The organism is Papillibacter cinnamivorans DSM 12816, assembly GCF_900176335.1.
Lineage (GTDB): Bacteria > Bacillota > Clostridia > Oscillospirales > Oscillospiraceae > Papillibacter > Papillibacter cinnamivorans.
This window is the reverse complement of record NZ_FWXW01000005.1, coordinates 75,355-96,845: the sequence shown is the minus strand read 5'-3', so window position 1 is coordinate 96,845 and position 21,491 is coordinate 75,355. Positions and strand designations below refer to the sequence as shown.

General features: G+C 56.0%; 16 protein-coding genes. 8 read left to right on the top strand and 8 right to left on the bottom strand.

Annotation, left to right across the window (positions count from 1 at the left end; genetic code table 11):
- Window positions 1-5 precede the first annotated feature (5 nt).
- Genes B9A13_RS08865 through B9A13_RS08850 form a run of 4 tightly spaced genes read right to left on the bottom strand, consistent with a single transcriptional unit; the run spans window position 6 to window position 3,573 of the window.
- A complete protein-coding gene (locus B9A13_RS08865) occupies window positions 6-875 on the bottom strand; it encodes a PhnE/PtxC family ABC transporter permease (protein ID WP_084234790.1) in 870 nt (289 codons plus the stop codon).
- The gene (locus B9A13_RS08860) at window positions 875-1,684 is read right to left on the bottom strand and encodes a PhnE/PtxC family ABC transporter permease (RefSeq protein WP_084234789.1); all 810 of its coding nucleotides are present in this window, start codon (window positions 1,682-1,684) and stop codon (window positions 875-877) included. Before B9A13_RS08860 ends, B9A13_RS08865 begins: the two co-directional genes overlap by 1 nt.
- The gene (phnC, locus tag B9A13_RS08855; protein ID WP_084234788.1) at window positions 1,681-2,460 is read right to left on the bottom strand and encodes a phosphonate ABC transporter ATP-binding protein; all 780 of its coding nucleotides are present in this window, start codon (window positions 2,458-2,460) and stop codon (window positions 1,681-1,683) included. The genes B9A13_RS08860 and phnC overlap by 4 nt, the downstream gene beginning before the upstream one ends.
- A 24-nt stretch (window positions 2,461-2,484) precedes the next feature.
- Window positions 2,485-3,573: a PhnD/SsuA/transferrin family substrate-binding protein gene (locus B9A13_RS08850; RefSeq protein ID WP_084234787.1), complete on the bottom strand. Its 1,089-nt coding sequence runs from the start codon at window positions 3,571-3,573 to the stop codon at window positions 2,485-2,487.
- A 338-nt stretch (window positions 3,574-3,911) separates the two neighbouring features.
- On the opposite strand from B9A13_RS08850, the gene B9A13_RS08845 reads away from it, so the two are divergent.
- The gene (locus B9A13_RS08845) at window positions 3,912-5,702 is read left to right on the top strand and encodes a CotH kinase family protein (protein ID WP_143806929.1); all 1,791 of its coding nucleotides are present in this window, start codon (window positions 3,912-3,914) and stop codon (window positions 5,700-5,702) included.
- A gap of 114 nt (window positions 5,703-5,816) precedes the next feature.
- Here the strand turns inward: B9A13_RS08845 and B9A13_RS08840 are convergent, their stop codons facing one another.
- Window positions 5,817-7,385 (bottom strand): histidine kinase N-terminal 7TM domain-containing protein, encoded by a 1,569-nt coding sequence (locus tag B9A13_RS08840; RefSeq protein WP_159448085.1) that lies wholly within the window; start codon window positions 7,383-7,385, stop codon window positions 5,817-5,819.
- Between the two features lie 420 nt (window positions 7,386-7,805).
- Between B9A13_RS08840 and B9A13_RS08835 the strand changes: the two genes are divergently transcribed.
- Complete coding sequence (locus tag B9A13_RS08835; RefSeq protein ID WP_159448084.1) at window positions 7,806-8,927, top strand: GGDEF domain-containing protein; 1,122 nt, start codon at window positions 7,806-7,808, stop codon at window positions 8,925-8,927.
- Between the two features lie 175 nt (window positions 8,928-9,102).
- On the opposite strand, the gene B9A13_RS08830 is transcribed toward B9A13_RS08835, so the two are convergent.
- Window positions 9,103-10,167 carry an HD domain-containing phosphohydrolase gene (locus tag B9A13_RS08830; protein WP_159448083.1) on the bottom strand — a complete coding sequence of 355 codons (1,065 nt, stop codon included), beginning with the start codon at window positions 10,165-10,167 and terminating at the stop codon, window positions 9,103-9,105.
- Window positions 10,168-10,287: 120 nt separating this feature from the next.
- The gene (locus tag B9A13_RS08825) at window positions 10,288-11,967 is read right to left on the bottom strand and encodes a PAS domain S-box protein (protein ID WP_084234782.1); all 1,680 of its coding nucleotides are present in this window, start codon (window positions 11,965-11,967) and stop codon (window positions 10,288-10,290) included.
- A gap of 572 nt (window positions 11,968-12,539) precedes the next feature.
- On the opposite strand from B9A13_RS08825, the gene B9A13_RS08820 reads away from it, so the two are divergent.
- From B9A13_RS08820 to B9A13_RS08810, 3 genes are all read left to right on the top strand, one after another.
- Window positions 12,540-14,417 (top strand): carbohydrate-binding domain-containing protein, encoded by a 1,878-nt coding sequence (locus B9A13_RS08820; protein WP_143806928.1) that lies wholly within the window; start codon window positions 12,540-12,542, stop codon window positions 14,415-14,417.
- 34 nt (window positions 14,418-14,451) lie between these two features.
- Entirely contained in the window at window positions 14,452-15,282 is an 831-nt protein-coding gene (locus B9A13_RS08815; protein ID WP_084234780.1) for a polyphosphate polymerase domain-containing protein, read from the top strand.
- 80 nt (window positions 15,283-15,362) lie between these two features.
- Window positions 15,363-16,052: a DUF4956 domain-containing protein gene (locus B9A13_RS08810; RefSeq protein ID WP_084234779.1), complete on the top strand. Its 690-nt coding sequence runs from the start codon at window positions 15,363-15,365 to the stop codon at window positions 16,050-16,052.
- Window positions 16,053-16,166: 114 nt separating this feature from the next.
- Here B9A13_RS08810 and B9A13_RS08805 read toward each other — a convergent pair whose 3' ends face one another.
- Window positions 16,167-16,973, bottom strand: coding sequence for an acyl-CoA dehydratase activase (locus B9A13_RS08805; protein ID WP_242942826.1), 807 nt, complete (start codon window positions 16,971-16,973; stop codon window positions 16,167-16,169).
- Window positions 16,974-17,316: 343 nt separating this feature from the next.
- On the opposite strand from B9A13_RS08805, the gene B9A13_RS08800 reads away from it, so the two are divergent.
- The 3 genes from B9A13_RS08800 to B9A13_RS08790 all read left to right on the top strand — a co-directional run bounded on the left by B9A13_RS08800 (window position 17,317) and on the right by B9A13_RS08790 (window position 21,485).
- Window positions 17,317-18,525 (top strand): 2-hydroxyacyl-CoA dehydratase subunit D, encoded by a 1,209-nt coding sequence (locus B9A13_RS08800; protein WP_084234778.1) that lies wholly within the window; start codon window positions 17,317-17,319, stop codon window positions 18,523-18,525.
- A 13-nt stretch (window positions 18,526-18,538) separates the two neighbouring features.
- Window positions 18,539-19,672, top strand: coding sequence for a 2-hydroxyacyl-CoA dehydratase subunit D (locus B9A13_RS08795; protein ID WP_159448082.1), 1,134 nt, complete (start codon window positions 18,539-18,541; stop codon window positions 19,670-19,672).
- Window positions 19,673-20,021: 349 nt separating this feature from the next.
- The gene (locus tag B9A13_RS08790; protein ID WP_341456025.1) at window positions 20,022-21,485 is read left to right on the top strand and encodes a tryptophanase; all 1,464 of its coding nucleotides are present in this window, start codon (window positions 20,022-20,024) and stop codon (window positions 21,483-21,485) included.
- Window positions 21,486-21,491 lie beyond the last annotated feature (6 nt).

The following is a 21,491-nucleotide window of genomic DNA, read 5'->3' as shown; positions in this document are numbered from 1 at the left end:
TCCCTCTACTTTACTTTTGCCTTGATTTGCGTGGCGATGGCTTCCAGGAGAATGACCGCTATAAAAACCACATAGGTGATGAAGCCCATCTCCCGCATGTCGAAATAAAAGCTGCCGGCCATGAAGAGGTTGTAGCCGATGCCTCCCGCTCCCGCGGCGGCCCCCATGGCGATGGCGTTGGTGAAATTGATCTCGAAGCGCATGAAGGTCCAGGCCAGCATGTAGCGGAGGGAGGACGGGACGATGGCCTGGAACACGATGGGCCAGAAGCCGGCCCCGCAGGCCTTCAGCGCCTCGATAGTCCCGTAGTCCATTTCCTCGATGGACTCGGAATACACCTTGATGAGGTACCCCGCGCTGTGGAAGGTGAGGCCCGCCACGGCGGCAACGCTGCCCAGCCCGGCTGACACGGCGAAGATCAAAACCCACAGGATGGTGGGTACCGCCCGGATAAAGGCGACGATGCTCCGCACCACGGCGGCGATCCCGGGATTGGCGATATTTTTTGCGCACAGCAAAGAGGCGAAAAAGGCGATAATGGCGCCGAATATGGTGGCCAGGATGCCCAGGCAGAAGGTGATGAGAAGCTCGTGGAGAATTCCCTGGAAGGTGTCGTATTTCAGCCTCGGAGAGAGAAACACCGTTCCGATGTTCTTAAGCGTTGCGCCCACGGCCTCGGAGAGGACGATATCCTTGTAGTCGAAGGTCAGAAAGCCCGCCACGGTGAGCCCCGCCAGAACGGCGAGGGTGAGCTTGACGGCAAGGCCGCTGCGGCTGACGGCGCCCGTCCGGATCTTTCCGTTGGAGGTTGTGCGCATATAACGCCGGAGCTCAAAGCCGGAGACGGCTTTTTCGGCGGAGAGCACTTCGTTCATCAGAGGATCACCTTCCTGATTTTTCCCGTAATGGTTTCGAGGACAATGACCAGCACGACGATGGACAGCACCACCAGGCTGGCCGAGGCGTAGTCCAGCCGCTTGTAGTACAGGTCGAAGAGATAGCCGATTCCCGTGCCCGTCAGGATGCCGATGAGGGTGGAGCTTCGGATGTTGGTTTCTATCATGAATAAGACCCAGGTGAGGATTTCCGAGACGGAGGAGGGCACGATCCCCTGGAAAACCGTCTGCATATAGGTGGCTCCCGTGGCGTGCAGCGCCTCCACGCAGTCGGCGCTGACCTCGTCCACCGTCTCGATGAAGGCCCGGGTGAGCATTCCGAAGGTGGTGAAAAACAGGGCGAAGAACCCGGTTAAAATATTTTGTCCGAAGGAAAACATGAGAAGGATGGCCCACACGACGTCGGGAACGTTCCGGAAGAAGGCCGCCGTGATCCGTACGGCCTTTGCGGCCGGCTCGCTGGGCCGGGTCGTTTTGGAACCCATCAGGCTGAAGAAAAAGGCGAAAACGGCGGCGGTGACCGTCACCGCCACGGACAGAAGCGCGGTTTCCGTGAGCTTTTTCAGGATGTTGGGGAGCCTTGTGAGGGCTTTTTCGTCGGGCACCAGGTTCGATACGATCCAGAGAAAGGCCCGGGGGAGGGCCGCGAGCCCCGCGGAGGGGTCGTACCGGGTTACGGCGGAGGCGAAGAAAAACAGCGCCAGCACGCATAGGATGGTGACGGTGTATACCCGCTTTCTCCTGGAAAAGACGGACAGGCTTTTGGAAGCTTTCGTTCCCTCCGTCATTGCCGCTCCCTCACGTCCGTGATCAGCCCGCCCTCGGCGGACTGGTAAATGCTGTGAATCATGCGCTCGGAAAGCTCCCCGGCAGGTCCGTCGTATACCACCGTGCCCCCCGTGATCCCGATGATCCGCTCCGAATAGCGCACGGCAACCTCCACCTGATGGAGGTTTACAAGACAGGTGATCTTCATGGTTTTGTTGATCTCCCGGAGATAATCCATGATGACCTTTGAGGAGCCGGGATCCAGAGAGGCGATGGGCTCGTCGCAGAGGATGAGCCGGGGCTCCTGCATGAGGGCCCGGGCGATGCCCACCCGCTGCTTCTGCCCGCCGGACAGCTCGTCGCAGCGCTTGTACGCCTGCTCCGTGAGCCCCAGCTTGCTGAGGATCACGAAGGCCTGTTCCTTTTCCCCCTCGGTATAGTAGCCCACGGAGCCGCTCAGGGCGGATTTGTATCCCAGCCTGCCGTGAAGCACGTTTTCTATGACGCTTAGGCGGTTGACCAGGTTGTAGTGCTGGAAGATCATGCCCGTTTTGGTCCGTACCCGGCGAAGCTCCTTCCCCTTGACGCGGGTGATGTCCTGCCCGTCGAAAAGAATGGTGCCCTGCGAAGCATCAACCAGGCGGTTGATGCTTCGCAGGAGCGTGGATTTGCCGGCGCCGGAAGGGCCGATGACGGATACGAATTCGCCCTCCTCGACGGAGAGGGAAATGTCCTGCAGTGCCGTCGTCACGTTGTCGTATGTCTTGCTCAGGTTTTTTACTTCAAGCAGCGCCAAAAAAGCTCACCCCGGTCTACTGGATTATTCCATCTCGCGGATGGGGTTGTACCAGGAATCGTCCACCAGGACGAAGCACTCCTTGTCGGTCTTTTTGAACATGCCCTTGTTGGCGGAGTCGGAGGTGATGAAGATGAGGGGATCGTTCGCCGTATCCTCGGAGGTGAATACCTTCTGGATCGCCTGGACGTCCTCGGGACTCAGGAATTCGGAGTTATAGGCGAAGGGGCCGTTGAGCACGGGAGTGGACTTGATGACCACGCACTGCTTGCCCGTCAAAGTGTCGAAGGGGGCGGAAGCGTCCTTGGAAACCTCGTAGACGGCGCCGGCTTTGTTGGCTTCGCCCGAGGCCAGATTCATATAGGGGGCCATTTCGGTGTCGCAGAAGGCCGCGACGTCGGCCTTGCCGGACAGGAGATTGACGGCCGAGCCCTGGTGCGAGCCGCCGAAGAGGACCTCGGAGAAGAACTTGTCCTTGCCGCCTTCCACCAGGTCGTCCACGGTGATGTTCTTCCACTTGTCGGTCTGGCTGAACAGGGTGAGGATGGCGTTCGTGGGGATCTTGAAGCCGGAGGTGGAGCTGTTGGATACGAAGGACATCCGCTTGCCCTCCACGTTGGTGATGGAGTATTTGCCACTGTCCATGTAGCTGCCCTCGTCGCCCTTATTCACGGCGAACCAGCTGTAGTAGATGGCGTCGTCCAGGGTGCCGGAGGCGCCGGAGTTGACGAAGAGGGGCTCCACGGCGTCGTTCTTGTTTTTCGCTTCGATATATCCCTGGGCGCCCATGAAGCAGATCTGGGCGGTGCCGGAAGCAATGGCCTCGATGGCGATGGAGTAGTCGGTGGTGAGCTTGTGCTCCACCTTCTTGCCTGTGGCCTCTTCAATCAGCTTTGCGATTTCATCCCGGGCCGGACCGTAATCTGCGGCGGATTCGTTGGGATACCACACGATGGTGATGGTGTCGGAGTACTTGGCCGCTTCGGTGGGAGCGGGGGTGGCGGAGGCGGTTCCGGACGGAGTGACGGAGGCGCTGCATCCCGCCATGGACAGCGCCATGCCGGCCAGAAGCAGGGCTCCTACTGCGGATTTGATTCTGTTTCCGATTCTCATATCTTTCTCCCCTTTTTCTCGAGTAGCTTGAGGCAATTGTACAGGCGCTGTATAAAATCCAACCGCGCGGTACTGTAAAATTCCTGTGTGATACGATTTCCAAATAAAAAGGATGAAATAAAACCGTATGGGCGCCCCCGCCGGAGACGGGGGCGCCCATACGGTTTCACCCGTTATATCAGCAGTTTCATTGGATAATAATGTGACAAAAAGTATGGACAACTGGAAAAATTTTCAGACTGTTAACAGTTTGGAAATGGCCTGTTCATTGGCTTGTAACAATCCCGGCATACCATTCCGGTATCCGGCTGTGAAACGTACCGGGAAGGAAAGATAGATTGTTGGAAAGAGAGGCGCTGCGTGCGATGAAGCGAAGGGTTCTTTCATTTCTCACTGCGATTGCGGTTCTTGCGGGGCTTGCGGGCTGTTCTTCCGGTTCCTCCGGCGGGCAGGCCACCGCTGCGGCCTCCGGTGAAGGGGATTACGAAACTGAAATCTTCGGCAAGGATGTCATCACCGTCAACATAACTGCCTCCCAGGAGGACTGGGATTCTCTCATGGAAAATGCCGTATCCAAGCCCTATATCAGCGCGGACGTGGAAATCAACGGCGTCACGTTCAAGGACGTGGGGATTAAGACCAAGGGAAATACCACCCTGACTCAGGTGGCGGCCTCGGGAAGCGACCGGTTCAGTCTGAAGCTAAACTTCGACAAATACGCTGAGGGGCAGAACTGCTATGGTCTGGACACCCTGGATCTCAACAACATCTATGGCGACTCCACCTATCTCAAGGAGTACATGTCCTATGCCCTTTTGAACTACATGGAGGTTCCCTCGTCGCTGTGCACCTTCGCGGATATCTCCGTGAACGGGGAGCACTACGGCCTCTTCCTGGCGGTGGAAGACGTGGACGAGAGCTTCCTTGAGAGAAACTACGGGGAAAATTACACCGGCAAAGCTTACAAGCCAGAGAGCCTGGATATGGATGATAATGCTCAGGGCGCAGCCCAGGCTGCGGACGGTGAGGACGTAACTGCGGCGGTAACGCCCGCTGCGGCGGAGCAGCCGGCGGCGCCTTCCGGTAACGCCGTGCCTCAGCCCTCCGGCGACGGAGCCGTCATGCCCTCCGATATGCCCCGGACTTCGGACAACGCAAACGGCGGCGGGCCCGGCATGTCCGGCGGAGCACCGGGCGGAAACGGGCAGAATTTCGGCGGGGGAGGCACCTCCAGCATGGACGGAGGGGCGCTGGGAGTAAACCTTGTCTATACCGACGACGAGCTGTCCAGCTACTCTAATATCTTTGACAATGCCATCACAGACGTTACCGAAGAGGACGAAAATCAACTCATCGCTTCCCTCAAGGGCATCGGCGAGGGGGAAGACCTGGAGAAATACATCAATGTGGACGAGGTGCTCCGTTACGCGGCCACCAATGTCTTTCTAGTGAACCTGGACAGCTACCTGTCCAACATGGGCCACAATTACTGCCTCTATGAGGATAACGGACAGCTCTCCATGATCCCCTGGGACTACAACCTCTCCTTCGGCACTTACAATTCCTCCGGCGCCTCCGATGCCGTGAACTATGCCGTCGACACCGTCTTTTCCGGCGTCACGGCCGACGAGCGGCCCATCATCGGAAAGCTTTTGGAAAACGACGAATATCTGGCGAAGTACCACGAGTATTTGTCCCAGCTTGCCGAATACGTCACCTCCGGGAAGTTTGCGGAAAAGGTGGACGCCGTCAGCGAAGTCATCGACAGCTACGTAAAAGACGACGACACCTCCTTTGAGGGCTATGACGCTTATACGGCGGGCGTGGAAGAGCTGAAAACCTTCGCGTCCCTCCGGGCCCAGAGCGTTGCCGGGCAGTTGGACGGCAGCATTCCCTCCACCCTGGAGGCCCAGTCGGGGAGCGAGGCCCTGGTGGATGCTTCGGGCCTTGATATGTCGGCCTTGGGAACCATCGGCAATACCGGCGGCGGGCAGGCCGGAAACGGCGGCTTCGGGGGAGGCGGAGGAATAGCGCCTTCCGGCGGAAACCAGACACCTCCCTCCGGCGGGGCTCCCGGTGGGAATCAGGGCTCCGAATCCCTATCGCAGCAGGGCGCGGCTTCCTCTTGAATATCAAAAAAAGACCGCACCGGCGTGTGCCGGCGCGGTCTTTTTTTGCAGAAAAAATCCCATCGCCCGCTCGCCGCTCTGGCGGCTGTGTCAGGCGTTTCGTATGGCGGCGTCCTACGCTTTTTCGGATTCCGTATCCTTTGTGGAGTCGTGGCGGCAGCGTTTGGAGCCCTTTGCCCTGTACATGGCCTGATCCGCGTATCGGATCAGTTCGGCCATACAGTTTCCGTCTTTGGGATATAAGGCAAAGCCGATGCTGGCGCGGATCTGGATGATGGCGCCGTTACAGGGGAAACCGCCTTCGAAAGCGCGCAGGATCTTTTCCCGGATCAGTACAGAGCTATCGAAGTTGCCGATAGAGGGAAAGAGGATGATATATTCATCTCCTCCGTACCTGGAAACGATATCCGTTTCCCGCAGGGTTGTCTTGAGCCGGCAGGCTACCTCCCGGAGCATGGCGTCCCCTGCGTCGTGACCGTATGTATCGTTGACTTGCTTGAAATTGTCAAGGTCCAGGTAGGCCAGAGCCAGAACGGAGTCGTGTTTTCTGGCATTTTCAAGACAATCCGAGAGCATTTTTTCCAGATACGCCCGGTTCGGCAGGCTGGTGAGGGCATCGTGAGACGCCGCTTCCCGCATTTTTTCCGTTTCCAGCTTCCGCTCGTTGATATTGTAAATCTGCATGATCCATCCCAGAGGCTTTTTTCCGGAATCGGTCAGCTGCTTGAAAGAGACCTCGAAGTAGCGTGTGTTACTTTTCCCCAAAGCAGCCTCTTCCACGTGCTCGGCCTGCCCCTGACAGATGCGCAGAAGCTGGGGATACTCCTTAAGGAGTTCTTCCGCCGGCATGTCCCAGTTCCGCCGGGGAGACAGCTCCAGCATGTCTCTGGCGGCGGGATTGATCTCCAGAACGTTTCCGCCACGGTCGAACAGGATCATACCCGTACTCATTTCCTGAATAATTGTGGAATGGGCGATGGGTACGATGTCAAACAAATGGTAACGAAAGATTCCCTGGAAGATAATGATGCAGGAAGCGCCGAGCACCATGGGGGTCGGATCGATCCGGAGGGGAGTGAGCCCGGTGATGTATACGGCGATCGACAGGGCGGGGAGGAGAAGCCCGATAAACAGGGATAAGATCTGCGCCCTGTAAATTTTTGGCTTTTTATTGAGCGCCTGCGCCAGGAGAAGCAGGGTAAACACGGTCAGTGACAGATTGTAGATCGAGAATGCCCAGAAGGCGGGCCCGTAGGTTTTTCCCACCAGGGGAAACGCTCCGCTCAAATCCAGGTAGACATTCCGCCGGACAAGACCGTGTATCCCGTTGGTCCAGCTGAGAACGGTTACAATTGCGGGTTCGAGCAGAAGCAAATAACGCAGGGCGCGCAGCTTCAGCCAGTGATCCCTTCCGGTATACAGCACGGCGAGATAAAAATAAGCCGCGATGGACAGGCTGATGAGGGTATATTGGAGATTGGCCCAGGCAAGCTTGGCACTCAGGGAAACGGATGCAAATTCCATGGCCTGGGCGATGACCCAAAGGATCACGATGCTGAGAGCCGCTATAAAAGTATGTCCGCCCCGGACGGAGCGCTTGTTCCAGGCAAAATGGAAAAGTGATAGCATCAGTACAACCAATGTCAGTGAGAGCCACAGGTAGGGCACAAATTGGAAGTGCATCAATATCCCTTCCTTCCAACGCTCCTGCAGTATACCGTTTTTGAGGCCGCGGTTCCGCGAATACGGCGTTTGCGCCGCTGTGACCATCCGCTGCCGGAACGTGGTATATGTGTGCAGTTTTTTTCATGTTAGCGCATTTTTAGCGATTTGGGAAGCGATTTGTTAAAAAATCACAATAAGGGAAGAATTCGATAGCAGTTCAAGTTGAATTGACGCAGACAAAATAGTATAATGTTTGAAATAATCAATAAATACTACAATATGGGTTATTCTGTCGAACGTATCGGGAAAAAGCCGAGGGAGAGGATAAAAATGAATATGGCGGAGCTATTAGCATGTCCCGAAATAAAGGATAAGGACAAAGCTCATTTGCGAAGGGAACTGCTGAAGGACAACCTTCGGAGAGGAAGAATACTGGCGATGCTGATAATAGTGCTGGAATGCATTTTTATCGGGATCGATCTGGTCTCCGCTCTGCTGAAGGTGGACGACAGGTTCAGCTTTTACGGTTATTTTGCCATGTATTCCGTAATGATTGGGCTGAACATCACATTTCTGGTCCTGTCCCGGAAAAAAGATAAATCCGGGGAGATTTCCCCGGACCGGATGAAAAAGGCGGAGAAGGGACTGGTTGCATACATAACGCTGATTCTCACTTGGGGAAGCCTGGTGTCGCTGATGGACCAAAGTCTTTATGGGAATCTGACGGTCTTTATAACGAACATGGTCCTGTGCTCCATTGTGTTTGTCATGAGCACGCAGCAGATGTGGGTTCCCTACTGCGTTTCAGTCCTGATCCTCTGTGTGGGGCTTCCCTTTTTTCAGTCCTCCGGCGATATTCTCATCGGGCATTACGTGAATATAGCGGTGTTTACCGTTATTTCGTGGTTTGCTTCAAGGATGATTTATAAAAGCTACTGCAGCAGCTTTAAAAGCAAACTTCTTCTCAATGAGTCCAATTCCATGCTGGAAAGGGAAATCGATGAGAACCGGGAAATCAACGCCAAGCTCTCCATGGCGAACCTTCAGCTGAAGAAACTGGCGCTTTTGGACGAACTCACCGGCCTTCCCAACCGGAGGAACTTCCGCAACTATATTGACGTGGCTTTCAACAACCAGCAGGAAGAGGAGATGACTCTGTCGATTATCATGATCGATATTGACTATTTCAAGCACTTCAATGATACATACGGGCATGAGGAGGGAGACAGGATTCTATCCGCCGTGGCGGCTCAGCTGGGCTCCGTCCTGAGAGAGCCCATGGAGATCGTCTGCCGCTGGGGCGGAGAAGAGTTTCTTTACGCCGCATTGAACAAGCCCGAGGAGGATATCCGGAAAACCGCCGAATCCATCCGCAGTAAGGTCGCGGAAATCGGTGGGCCTACCGACCAGGCGGAGACCTGCGATCACGTTTCGGTCAGCTTGGGGATCGCGGCGATAAAGCTGAGCGGAAGGGAGGATGTGCGCAGGGCTATCGAAATGGCGGACCGGGCGCTGTATCTAGCCAAGAACGAAGGGCGAAACTGCATCCGCACCATATAAACGGGGAAATCCGGATACCCATTTCCCGGATTGCTGCGGGAAAATAAATAATAATGAATGTTCCGATCTGGGAGCCGGCAGTATTGCCCGCTTCCGCTTTTTTTGCTCTTTTCTGTCGGGAAACCCACTCCGCCGGAATCATCGTCGTTTATCACTGGCTCTGATAAAATTCGCGTTACACGACCCCGATGGGATAATAAATATGCTCCGAGTCGTCATTATTGTAATGACCCTCCAGAAAAAGATTTTTGCAGGCCGAGACGATTTCTGGATTGTACAGCTTATCGGAGTTTTTTTCGATTTCATTAAGAGCTGCATCCAGGCCCAGAGCTGCCCGGTAGGGACGGTGGGACATCATGGCTTCCACCGTATCGGCTACCATTAGAATCTGGGCTTCCATTGTGATTTCAGAACCTTTCAGCCCTCTGGGATAACCGCTTCCGTCACAGCGCTCGTGATGCTGGAGGACGGTTTCCGCGATGATAGCCGGCAGATCCACCTTGGACAGCATTTCATACCCTTTCTGGGAATGCTCCTGAATGATCTGCCTTTCCAGGGGGCTCAGAACACCCGGTTTGGTGAGAATTTCGCTGGGAACGACGATTTTGCCGATATCGTGTATGTACCCTATGATGCGGATCAGCTCCACCGTAGAGCTTGCCATGCCCATTTTACCCGCGATGGCTGCGGAAAGATTGCCCACTCTGCGCTGATGCCCTGCGGTGTAGGGATCCCGTATTTCGGTCATGGTGGATAATAATATGATGATACTCTGCATGGCGTTTTGAAGCGCGGTCGTTCTTTGCCCGACAAGCCGTTCCAGGCCTGCTTGATAGATATGGTTCAGCTCCTCCAGCGCAGCCTTCTGATCCAGAAGGGATTTGACCTGCAGAGCGTGGTTTGCGGCTTTCATCAGCATTTTCCGATTGATGGGTTTGGGCAGATAATCGTGAGCGCCCTGCTGAACGGCTTTGATGGCCGTTTCCACCGTAGGCTCTCCTGTCATGATGATAACCTGTATGGAAGGCGCCCGCTTTTTGATTTCAATCAGCAGATCGATACCGTTTGAATTGGGCATAATGATGTCGGAAAAGACCACGTCGTAAGGGGCTTTTTCCAGCATCTGAAGTGCGGTCGCGGCGTCCTCCGCCGAGTCTGCCTGGATGTTTTCGGCTTTTAAGAATTCGCATAGCGTGATACGGATGCTTTTTTCATCGTCAACGATTAAAATCCTGCTCATGATAACGGTTCCTTTCTGAAAGCACAGCCTGAGGATATGACGGCTGGAGAAAAACAGCTTCATAACCGTCGGGCAATCAGTATTTGATATAACAGGATGGATATTGCCGGGTCTCTGCTGTCACTCCAGTGTCCAGCCATTGTCCGCGGGAAGATCCAGAATCATCTTCGTGTATCGACCCTCCCGGGAATCGATGCGGAGGACGCCCTGATGGTCCCGTATGATGCCAAAGCTGATGGAAAGGCCGAGACCCGTGCCGATATCCTTTGGTTTGGTGGAAAAAAACGGCTCGAATATTTTGCCCTGAATCTCTTTTGGGATACCCACCCCGTGATCCTCCACCACGGTGCGGATCCAGGGCTTTCCGTCTTTCTCCATACGGCGGCAGGTGAGGTTCATGATCTTGTTTTTGTGACAGCCGGGGTATTTTTCATTCAGCGCGTCCCTGGAGTTGGTCAGCAGGTTCATAAGCACCTGCTGGATCTGCTGGCTCCGGCACTTGATATCGGGAAGACCCTCTTCCATCTGAACGTCGAACAGGATCATGGAGACGACTTCCACCCAGACGGAGGAGCCGTCCAGACGTAAAAAGATAAGCTCTACAGGCTGCATGACTTTCGAATCCTTGCTGAGAAGCCCAATTCTCTTCTGGATGATGGGAAGATAATCCGGATGGTAACGTTCGAAGACCTGCGCTCCGATGAGCTGCTCGGCACTTTGGGCTCCGAACAGTGAGACGGCGGCCGGGTTGAGAAAAGCAAAGCGGTTACCGGCCCTGATATAAATCGCCTCCGGCGCGCCCTCCACCAGCTGCCTGAAACGGCTTTCGCTTTCCAGCAGCCTCTTTTCCGCAGCAACCCGGCTGGACACGTCGTGCATGATAACGCAGAGCAATTTTTTACCCGCCAGATCGATAGATCCGGGAAAAACCTCCACGTCTGCAGGCTCTCCTGCGGCTCTTCTGTGCTTGCTGACAAAACTGATCTGGCTTTCCGGCAGGGCATCGCCGTATTTCTCAAAAAGATGTTTTACAGGAATGGGATCGATATCCGAAATCTTCATGCTTTTCAGCTTATCTTCGGACCATCCGTAAAACCGGCAGGCTGCGGGATTGGCTTCCAGTATGCTTCCGTTTTCCGGATCGATAAGAAGTATGATGGAAGAATTGTGGTAAAAAAGGCTTTTATAGCGGGCCTGCGCTTCCTCAAGCTGGAGCAGGTATTCCTCCCGTTCCTTCTGGCGCAGAAGCAGCATGGTTAGAAAGACGGTGACCAGAGGGAAAATGAGAACCACGGGAAAAATAAAATCCTTCAGCACCTGAAAACGGAGCACCCGGGGCAAAAGCAGGATGCAGGCAAGCATGCTCAAATGCACCGTGATCCCCAGAAGGTATACATTCAGAAACATTGGAATGCTTATTCTATGTGAAATATAGCGCCTCCATAGAATCCCTATGGTGAAAGACGACAGGATAATCAAAATCCCCATGGCAGTTCCCGTGCCGCCGATGAAGATGCGGTACGCGATGGCGATTCCCGAGGCGATGGCGGCTGGAACGGCTCCGAAAGTAAAAGCCGCGGTGCTCAGGATAATGGTCCGTGTGTCAAAAAGAACACCTTCCGCAATATTCACGGGGAACGACATGACGATGGTGACGATAAACCCGATCAAAAAACCGTTGATGAGCTTTCCGCGCTGGGTTTCGCGGAAACGGGTAAGATAGGATATTTGATAAATTACGGCCAGAGACATCATAATGGCCGCGTTATTGGCCAACCCCAGGAGAATAGGACCGCTCAATTACCATCCCTCCAAACAAACGGTTTCTAAAAACGGAACCCGAATTCTGGGCGGATGCTTCGCATGCAGACTCAAGCTGCAGATTGAAAATTGAAATGCGTCCATCAAGTTTTTTGTACAAAATATAGGTATTTGATTGAACTCATCGGCTATATATAGAATATAAGATATCGATAAAAAAAACAATAGGATTGTTGTTATAAAATGCAAAATTATACAGTTTCCTGGCGAAAAACAAAAAAAGATGGTGGAAAATGTATAATATTGTAATAACAGATAAAAACGCAGACTGCCGGCGGGAAATGCTGCAGATAAATAGAGAAAAGGATTGCAGCCAGGCAGTTACAAAATTTCTTTCAGCTGAAAATAAGGTTGAGCTGAAAAGAAGGCTTTTTTGCCGGAATAAACCCGGAAATCCCTATTTTAGCGGGATTCCGGGTTTATTTCAGCTGATATCGGATCCAATTGCTTGTTTTCAAAAATGTAATACCCTATTCACGGAGAATTCACAATCTTTGGGTAAAGTGATTGTAAATTCCAAGTAAAGGATGACGTGCATGCGGCATTGCCGATTGAAAAAAAGCATATTTCCCGTAGCCCTGGCCCTGGCGCTTTTAGTATCCCTTCTGGCCTCCTGCGCCTCGACGGAGAGCTCCGCTGCGGAGCAGACGACCGAAACACCCCAGACGACCGCTTCACAGACCGTAGTCTCCGAATATGCGGCGGAGTATGACCAGGAGGACCTGGACGCCTCGTGGGATACCGCCTCTGCGGTTTCCGTCGTCCTTTCCGGCTCTTCTGCCTCCGTGAAAGGGGAGGGAGCGTCCGTTTCGGGCAGCACGGTCACCATAAAAAGCGCGGGTACCTATGTGGTTTCCGGCACCTTGAGCGACGGGCAGATCCTGGTTGACGCCGGGGACGACGACCTGGTCCGCATCGTGCTGGACGGAGCGTCCGTAACCTGTTCGGACAGCGCGCCCCTGTACGCGGTGAACGCGGGAAAAGTGATCCTCATTCTGGCCGACGGTACGGAAAATACCCTGGCCGACGGCGGGGAATATACCCTGGCCGCTGGGGAAGACGAGCCGGACGGCGCCGTCTTCAGCAAAACGGACCTCACCATAAACGGCGAAGGCTCCCTCACGGTAAACGCCTCTTATCTGGACGGTATCGTTTCCAAGGACGGTCTAAAGCTGGTGAGCGGCACCATACGCGTCACGTCGGCGGACGACGGTATCCGGGGCAAGGACTACGTGGCGGTGAAAAACGCCTCGGTGACAGTGGACGCCCAGGGCGACGGGATCAAATCCACCGAAGACTCCGATTCCGCCAAGGGATTTGTTTCTATCGAAAACGGCACCTTTGACATCACGGCGGGAAACGACGGCATCCAGGCTGAGACCGGCCTTGTGATTCAGGCCGGCACCTTTGATATAGTAACCGGGGGCGGCAGCGAAAACAGCCTGTCCGACGGGGATACCGAAAGCTATAAGGGACTCAAGGCGGCGGTGGAGCTCATCGTCCTGGGAGGAACCTTTGCCATCGACTCCAAAGACGACGCGGTGCACTCCAACGGGAGCATTTCCATTGAGGGAGGAAGCGTTGCCCTCGCCTCCGGTGACGACGGGATTCACGCGGACTCCTCCATCTCCATCTCGGACGGCGAGATCGAAATTTCAAAGAGCTATGAGGGCGTAGAAAGCGCCGTCATCAAAATATCCGGCGGTACTATCCGCGCGGTGAGCAGCGACGACGGGATCAACGTCGCCGGGGGCAGCGACAGCTCCTCCCAGGGCGGACGCCCCGGACAAAACAGCTTTGCAGCCTCCTCAGACTATACCCTTGAAATAACCGGAGGCACCATAATGGTGAACTCAGGCGGGGACGGGCTGGACTCCAACGGCTCCATCACCATGAGCGGCGGGACCGTCATCGTGCAGGGACCCACCGACAGCGGAAACGGCGCCCTGGACTATAACGGTACTTTCCAGATGACGGGCGGATTCTTAGTGGCCGCGGGCAGCGTGGGTATGGTGCAGACGCCGGATTCCTCTTCGCAGCAGTATTGCATTTCCGCCACATTCCAATCGCCCCTGGCGGCGGGCACCCTGGTGCATATACAGGATGAATCGGGCGCAGATCTGCTCACCTTCGCTGCGGACAAAACGATCCAGAATGTGGTCTTCAGTTCTCCTGCGCTGGAAAGCGGAAAAACTTACAGCATCTATTACGGCGGCAGCGACACGGGAGAAGCTCAGGACGGCGTATATTCCGGCGGGACCTACACTCCGGGTACGCTCCTCGATACCGTCACCCTCTCGGACATCGTGACCTCCGCAGGCTCCGCCTCCGGCGGCATGACGGGAGGCCCCGGCGGAATGACGGGTGGTGGGGGAAACCGCGGCAGCGCTCCCGGAGGGGGCGGCAATCCCGGCGGTGGCAAAGGATAAAACAGACATAAAATGAGGAAGGGAGGCACGAGCAATGGCTATCACCGCGTTTAAAAGAAACGAACTGAAATTCATTCTGGATTCCCGGCAATACTCCGCCCTGCTTCCCAGGCTGGAAGAGTATATGGAACGGGACGTGAACTGCCGGAGCGGAAACGATTACGGTATTTACAATATCTATTACGACACCCCGGATGACCGCCTGATCCGCACGTCCCTCTCCAAGCCCAAATATAAGGAAAAGCTGCGCATGCGCAGTTACTGCTCCCCGGCGTCCCCGGAAGACACGGTCTTTCTGGAACTGAAAAAAAAGACGGCCGGAGTGGTGCACAAGAGACGGGCGGTGCTCTCCCTCAGGGAGGCGGAGGACTTTCTTCGTTGGCGCCTGCGGCCGGAATCCGAAAGCTATATGAACCGGCAGGTACTGAACGAACTGGAGTACTTTCTGAACCGGAACGAGGTGTCCCCGGCGGCGTATATCAGTTACCGGCGCGTCGCCCTGTTCGGACTGGACGATCCCAGCTTCCGCGTCACCTTTGACAGGGACATTCTGGCCCGGCGCACGGAGCTCGGCCTGGACAGGGAAAGCTTCGGGCTCCCGATTCTGGCTCCCGGCCTATATCTCATGGAGATAAAGGTGTCGGGAAGCGTTCCCCTCTGGCTTGCGGACGCGCTCGCCGAGCTGGGGATTTACAAGGCCAGCTTTTCAAAATACGGGATGGAGTATAAGCTACACAGCATTGCGGCAAGTGGGGGCGACGACAGGCGGTTCCGGACGGCGGCGCTGCGCGCCGTGTCAATGCCGCCGGCCAGGCGGGAAAGGGAAGCGGAGAAAAATGCCTGTTCCGCCCACGGCGCGGCCTGATGAAGCGGGTCGCGGGCAGCCTCCTGCGCCAATCATATGTTCCGGCTCCCGGATGAGCCGGAACCAAAGGAGAGAAATCCATGCTGGAAACACTGTTTGCCTCCTCCATCGGGGAATCGCTGACTGTGCCGACGATGCTGGGAGCCCTGTGCACCGCCCTTGGGCTGGGCCTGTGGATCAGCCTTGTCTATATGTTCACCCACAAAAAGGAAGGGTACGCCTCCGGCTTTGTGGTGACCATGATCATGCTGCCCGCGGTGATTTCGGTGATCATCATGCTCATCGGAAACAACGTGGCCAGGGCCTTCAGCCTGGCCGGCGCCTTCAGCCTGATCCGGTTCCGCAGCGCGCCGGGAGACCCTAAGGATATCGCCTACATCTTTTTCACCCTGGCCGTCGGACTGGGCTGCGGCATGGGATATCTCGCCTATGCCTTCGTATTTACCCTGGTGCTGACTCTGGTGATGATTCTTCTTTCACGCACGGGGTTTGCCGTCCCCAAATCCACCTCCATGCAGCTGAAGGTAACGGTCCCGGAGGACCTCAATTTTCAGGGCCTTTTTGACGACGTTCTGGATGAGTATGCCTCCGCTTGGTCTCTCCGCCGGATTAAAACCAGCGAGTTCGGCACTCTTTTCGAGGTGGCTTATCAGCTGGACCTGAAGCCGAACGCCGACCAGAAGGCAATGATCGACAAGCTCCGCTGCCGCAACGGAAATCTCAGCATCTCTTTGACCCGCAAGGAATTCGAGGCAAAGAACTTTATATGATACCGGAGCCCTCCCGCCTGGTTTTCAAACCCCAAAGCATCCGGAAGGTGCCCCGGGGATAATACCGCATATAATAAAAGCGCCCGGCATCCTGCCGGGCGCTTTTTATTTTCCCTATTCGTTGTTTGCGGATGCGCTCAGCTCCTTGAAATAGCGGTCGCGGCCCAGGATGGCGGCGCCGTAAGCTCCGGTGAGCTGGGGCTGGGGCGCGATTTTGAGCTTCACCTTCAGTTCCTCTTCCAGAGCCCGGATGATCCCGCGGTTGAGAGCGACGCCTCCGGTGAGGGCGACGTCCTCCTCGATTCCCAGGCGCAGGGCCAGACCCGCCACCCTTTTTGCCACCGACTGGTGGATGCCCGCCACAATGTCCGGAATCATGGCGCCCTCGGAAAGGCGGGATATCACCTCGGACTCGGCGAAAACCGTGCAGGTGTTGCTGATGCTCACAGGGGCCTTGGCCAAAGCGTCCAGCTCGCCCAGCTGGGACACGTCGGCGTCCAGCACCCGGGACATGACCTCCAGAAACCGCCCGGTGCCGGCGGCGCATTTGTCATTCATCACAAACTGCCCGATAGCCCCGTTCTCGTCGATACGGATTGCCTTGCTGTCCTGTCCGCCGATGTCGATGACGGTGCGCACCGTGGGAAGCAGCTTCCGAATGCCCTTGGCGTGGCAGGTGATCTCGCTCATCTGGAAATCTGCCTCGGTGTACTTCATTCTCCCGTATCCGGTGGCGACGGTCATGGCCCTGTCGGCGGGGTCCAGAGCGCTCTCGGCATACAGGGTTTCCACCGCGCTCTGCACGCCCTTCGTCCCGGTGCCCAGCTGCACGGCGGCCGAGGCCAGAATCTCCCCCTCCTCGTTTACGGCCACGGCTTTGCTGGCCGCGGAACCGATGTCGACTCCCAGAAAATGGACCAATTTATTCCCTCTTTTCTGCTGGAACGGCCGGCGGGATATGCCGAATTGCATAAAATATGCCGTAAAAGCAGTCTCCATCGGGCGTTTCACCCGGAAGAAAATCCTTCCGCTCCGCTGCATTTACCCTGATTTTAACGGCACGGGTGAAAAAATGCAAGCAGATTCTCTCCCGTCCGGCCTCCGCCGTCTCTTTAAGGCTCCCGAACTGTATCGCCGTTTTCCCAAATCACCGGAATTTCCGGAAAGCACATAAATTCTCATTGTGGCATGTCCATTGCACATATATAATAGAACCAAGAATATGTCTTCCCGGACATCCATTAACAGAACAGGAGTGTGAAACATGCCGGACAGCAATCTGAATTCAAGGAAACTGAGCGCCAAGCTCACCGCGGAATACTACGAGCGGCTGTACACCGCCAAGGCCAGGGGGAAACTCGTGGCCTGGGCCACCTCCATCGTTCCCCAGGAGCTTCTGGAAACCATGAACGTGGAAGTGGCTTACCCGGAAAACCACGCCGCTGCCATCGCCTCCCGGAAGGGCGCGCTTCCCTTTCTGGAACGCGCGGAAAATTCCGGATATTCCAACGACATCTGTTCCTACGCCCGGGTTAACCTGGGGTACAGCCAGACCCTGGAAAGCGAGATCCTGAATCTGCCGAAGCCCGACTTTGTCATATGCATCAACAACATCTGCAACGTGGTGGTCAAATGGTACGAATGCCTCGCCAGGTACTTTAACGTCCCCTATATTCTCATCGACGTGCCTTTTAACCACGAATATGAGGTAAACCAGAGCAGGGTGGATTACATAAAGGCCCAGTTCCAGGACGCCATCGTCAAGCTGGAGGAGATCTGCGGCAAACCCTTCGACTATGACCGGTTTGAAAAAGTGATGGAGATCTCTCAGCGGGCCGCCCGGGCCTGGCGGCGCGCCATGGATTACGCGCATCGGGTCCCTTCCCCCATGATCGGCTTCAACATGTTCAACTACATGGCCCTCATTGTGTGCCTGCGGGGCAGGGAGGAGGCCGTGCTGCTCTTTGAAACCGTGGCCGCGGAGATGGAGGCGCTTATGGCCGAGGGAAAAAGCCAGTTTCCCGGCGAGGAAAAATACCGCATCCTGTGGGACGGCATCGCCGTCTGGCCGCACCTTGCCCATACGGTTTCGACCCTCCACGGCATGAATGTGAACATGACCGGCTCCACCTATCCGGACGCCTGGACCATCCTGTATGACGTGGGCGACCTGGACGGCATGGCAAAGGCCTACGCCAGCATCATGAACAATATCTGCGTTCAGCGCCAGGTGGATCTGCGCACCCAAATCCTGACGGCCTCCCAATGCGACGGCGCTGTCTATCACCTCAACCGCAGCTGCAAGGTGATGGACTTCATGCAGTTCGACGTGCGCAAGAGGGTGCACGACGCCACAGGGAAGCCGTACGCCGTCTTCGATGGGGACCAGTCCGACCCCAGAAACTACGCCGAAGCTCAGTATGAGACCCGGATGCAGGCTCTGGTGGAGAGCATGGACGAACAAAAAAAGTAAGGGAGGGAGCAAAATGTCCGTACAGACTGAAATCTATTCCAAAATGGAATCTGCCATAAAGAATATCAAAAGCACGCTGGAGGAAAATCATAAAAAGGGCGTCCGGAACATCGGAGTGCTCCCGGTCTACGCTCCGGAGGAACTGGTGCACGCGCTGGGCATGTTCCCGGTGGGCCTTTGGGGCGGCAAAGCGTCCATATCCAAGGCTTCTCGGTATCTGCCCCCTTTTGCCTGCTCCATCATGCAGACCGTGATGGAATACGGAATGGGCGGGGTCTATGACGCGCTGGACGGCGCTTTGATGTCCACCCCCTGCGACACTCTCAAGTGCGTCACCCAGAACTGGCTGTCCGCCTGCCCCCATATCCCCGCCGTGACGGTGGTCTACCCTCAGAACAACAAGGTGCCCTCCGCTGCCGTCTATCTGGAGCAGGAGCTCCTCCAGGCCAAAGAGGCCCTGGAAAAGATCGCCGGGCGGAAGCTTTCGGAGCAGGCGCTGGCGGCCAGCATCGAGGTCTATAATGAAAACCGCAAAGCGATGCAGCGCTTTTTTGACGTCGTATCTGAAAAGCCCGGCTGCATCTCGGCAAAACACCGGCATCTGGTTGCAAAATCCCGGTTTTTCCTTCCAAAGGAAGAGCACACCCGCCTGGTGAGCGCCCTGTGCGCCGAACTTGAAAATTCCCCCGAAATGAAGTGGAAGGGCAGCCGGGTCGTTCTGGCGGGCATCATGGCCGAGCCGGACGGGCTTCTGGAGCTTTTCGACGAGTTTGGCATGGCGGTGGTGGGAGACGAGCTGGCCCAGGAGTACCGGCAGTACCGGACCCTGGTACCGGCGGGGAAGACCGGCCTTTCCCGCCTGGCGCTGCAATGGCAGGATACCGGCTGCTGCAGCCTCGTCTACGACCCGGAAAAGCGCCGCTCGGAGTACATGGCCGACATGGCAAAGCGTCTGAAGGCGGACGGCGCGGTCATCTGCATGATGAAATTCTGCGACCCGGAGGAGTTCGATTATCCCTGGCTCAAGGCAGCCCTGGACAAGGCGGGAATCCCCAGCCTGAACCTGGAGGTGGATCTGAACACGCCCTCGCTGGAACAGGCAAGGACCCGCCTGCAGGCTTTTTCCGAGCAGCTCGCCGCCATATAGCTTTGTATTTGAGCTTCCCTGCGTCAACGAAAATTGGATACTCTGTCAGACAGCCCGGAGCATCGAGAGGATGCTCCGGGCTTTTGCCTTTGGAAAAGCGAGGGAAGGATTTATCATTGGGTTCATCGCCTATCAGTATTATGGGAATATTTTCGAAAAAGGTTGAATTTAGCCGGAAGGCCGTGTTAAAATATTTATCGGTTTAAAGCGTAATGGTTTAAACCGCTATGGTTTAAACTGTAGTGATTTAAAGCGAATTCGAGATTTCCCGCCACCGAAGAGACTCGGAGACCCCCGGAGGGGAAGAACCGGTTACGGCGTGCCGGACTTTGGAACGGAATAAATGAGAATGGAAGTGGTCAAAATGTCCCGGGTCAAATTTTATTACGGAGGCGGCGTGCCCCTGGAGATGCACAAGGTACGCATCGTGCAGAAGCTCAGCCTGGTACCTGTGGAGCGGCGGCTGGAGGCTCTGAAGGAGGCGGGGAACAACACCTTCCTTCTGAAGAATAAGGACATCTATCTGGACATGCTCACCGACAGCGGCGTCAACGCCATGAGCGACAACCAGCTGGCCGCCATGATGCAGGCCGACGACAGCTACGCCGGCTCCGCCACCTTTACCCGCCTGGAGAACAAAATCCGGGAGATTTTCGGCACGGAGTATTTTCTGCCGGCCCATCAGGGAAGAGCCTGTGAAAACATTCTCTCCCAGGTGTTTGTGAGACACGGGACCGTGGTGCCCATGAACTACCACTTTACCACCAGCAAGTCCCACGTGGTATTAAACGGCGGCACCGTGGAGGAGCTCATCCGGGACGAAGGCCTGGAGATCCGCAGCAGCCTGCCCTTCAAGGGGAATATGGACACCGACAAGCTCAAATCGCTCATCCGGGAGCGGGGCGCGGACAAAGTGGCCTTCGTGCGTATGGAGGCCGGGACCAATCTCATCGGCGGGCAGCCCTTCGCTCTTCAGAACCTACGGGAAGTGAGCCAGATCTGCCGGAAAAACGGGATCCTTCTGGTGCTGGACGCCAGCCTCCTGGCCGACAATCTCTATTTCATCAAGACGCGGGAAGCATCCTGTAAGGACATGACCGTTGCCCAGATTACGAGGACCATGGCGGACCTTTCCGATATCATCTATTTTTCCGCGAGGAAGCTCGGCTGCGCCAGAGGCGGCGGGATCTGCACGGCAAGCCGGGAGCTCTATGAAAGGATCCGGGAGCTCATCCCCGTCTACGAGGGCTTTCTCACTTACGGCGGCATGTCCGTCCGGGAGATGGAAGCCATCGCCGTGGGTCTGGACGAGACCATGGACGAGGACATGATCAGTCAGGGCCCCCTCTTCATCGAGTATATGGTGGACCGTCTGGACAAGGTGGGCGTGCCCGTTATCACGCCGGCCGGCGGCCTGGGCTGCCACCTCAACGCCATGGAGTTTTTGGACCACATTCCCCAGAGCCAGTATCCCGCCGGCGCCCTGGCAGCGGCGATGTTTTTGGTCAGCGGCGTGCGGGGCATGGAGCGGGGCACCCTTTCCGAGCAGAGGGAACCCGACGGCAGCGAGGTATTCTCCAACATGGAGCTTCTCCGCCTGGCGCTTCCCCGCAGGGTCTTCACGCTTTCCCAGGTGGAGTACGCCATCGACCGCATCCGCTGGCTCTATGAGAACCGGAAACTGGTGGGCGGCCTGAACTTTGTGGAGGAGCCCAAAATGCTGCGCTTCTTCTTCGGGAAGCTGGAGCCGGTATCCGACTGGCAGCAGGTCCTGGCCAAGAAGTTCCGCGCGGACTTTGGCGACAGCCTGTAAACTGTA

Bases quoted from the DNA above. Each gene is read 5' to 3' on its own strand.
- B9A13_RS08830 (WP_159448083.1), bottom strand. From the start codon at position 10,167: ATGAGCAGGATTTTAATCGTTGACGATGAAAAAAGCATCCGTATCACG.
- B9A13_RS08840 (WP_159448085.1), bottom strand. From the start codon at position 7,385: ATGCACTTCCAATTTGTGCCCTACCTGTGGCTCTCACTGACATTGGTT.
- B9A13_RS08810 (WP_084234779.1), top strand. From the start codon at position 15,363: ATGCTGGAAACACTGTTTGCCTCCTCCATCGGGGAATCGCTGACTGTG.
- B9A13_RS08815 (WP_084234780.1), top strand. From the start codon at position 14,452: ATGGCTATCACCGCGTTTAAAAGAAACGAACTGAAATTCATTCTGGAT.
- B9A13_RS08790 (WP_341456025.1), top strand. From the start codon at position 20,022: ATGGAAGTGGTCAAAATGTCCCGGGTCAAATTTTATTACGGAGGCGGC.
- B9A13_RS08795 (WP_159448082.1), top strand. From the start codon at position 18,539: ATGTCCGTACAGACTGAAATCTATTCCAAAATGGAATCTGCCATAAAG.
- B9A13_RS08860 (WP_084234789.1), bottom strand. From the start codon at position 1,684: ATGACGGAGGGAACGAAAGCTTCCAAAAGCCTGTCCGTCTTTTCCAGG.
- B9A13_RS08835 (WP_159448084.1), top strand. From the start codon at position 7,806: ATGCTGATAATAGTGCTGGAATGCATTTTTATCGGGATCGATCTGGTC.
- B9A13_RS08800 (WP_084234778.1), top strand. From the start codon at position 17,317: ATGCCGGACAGCAATCTGAATTCAAGGAAACTGAGCGCCAAGCTCACC.
- B9A13_RS08865 (WP_084234790.1), bottom strand. From the start codon at position 875: ATGAACGAAGTGCTCTCCGCCGAAAAAGCCGTCTCCGGCTTTGAGCTC.
- B9A13_RS08850 (WP_084234787.1), bottom strand. From the start codon at position 3,573: ATGAGAATCGGAAACAGAATCAAATCCGCAGTAGGAGCCCTGCTTCTG.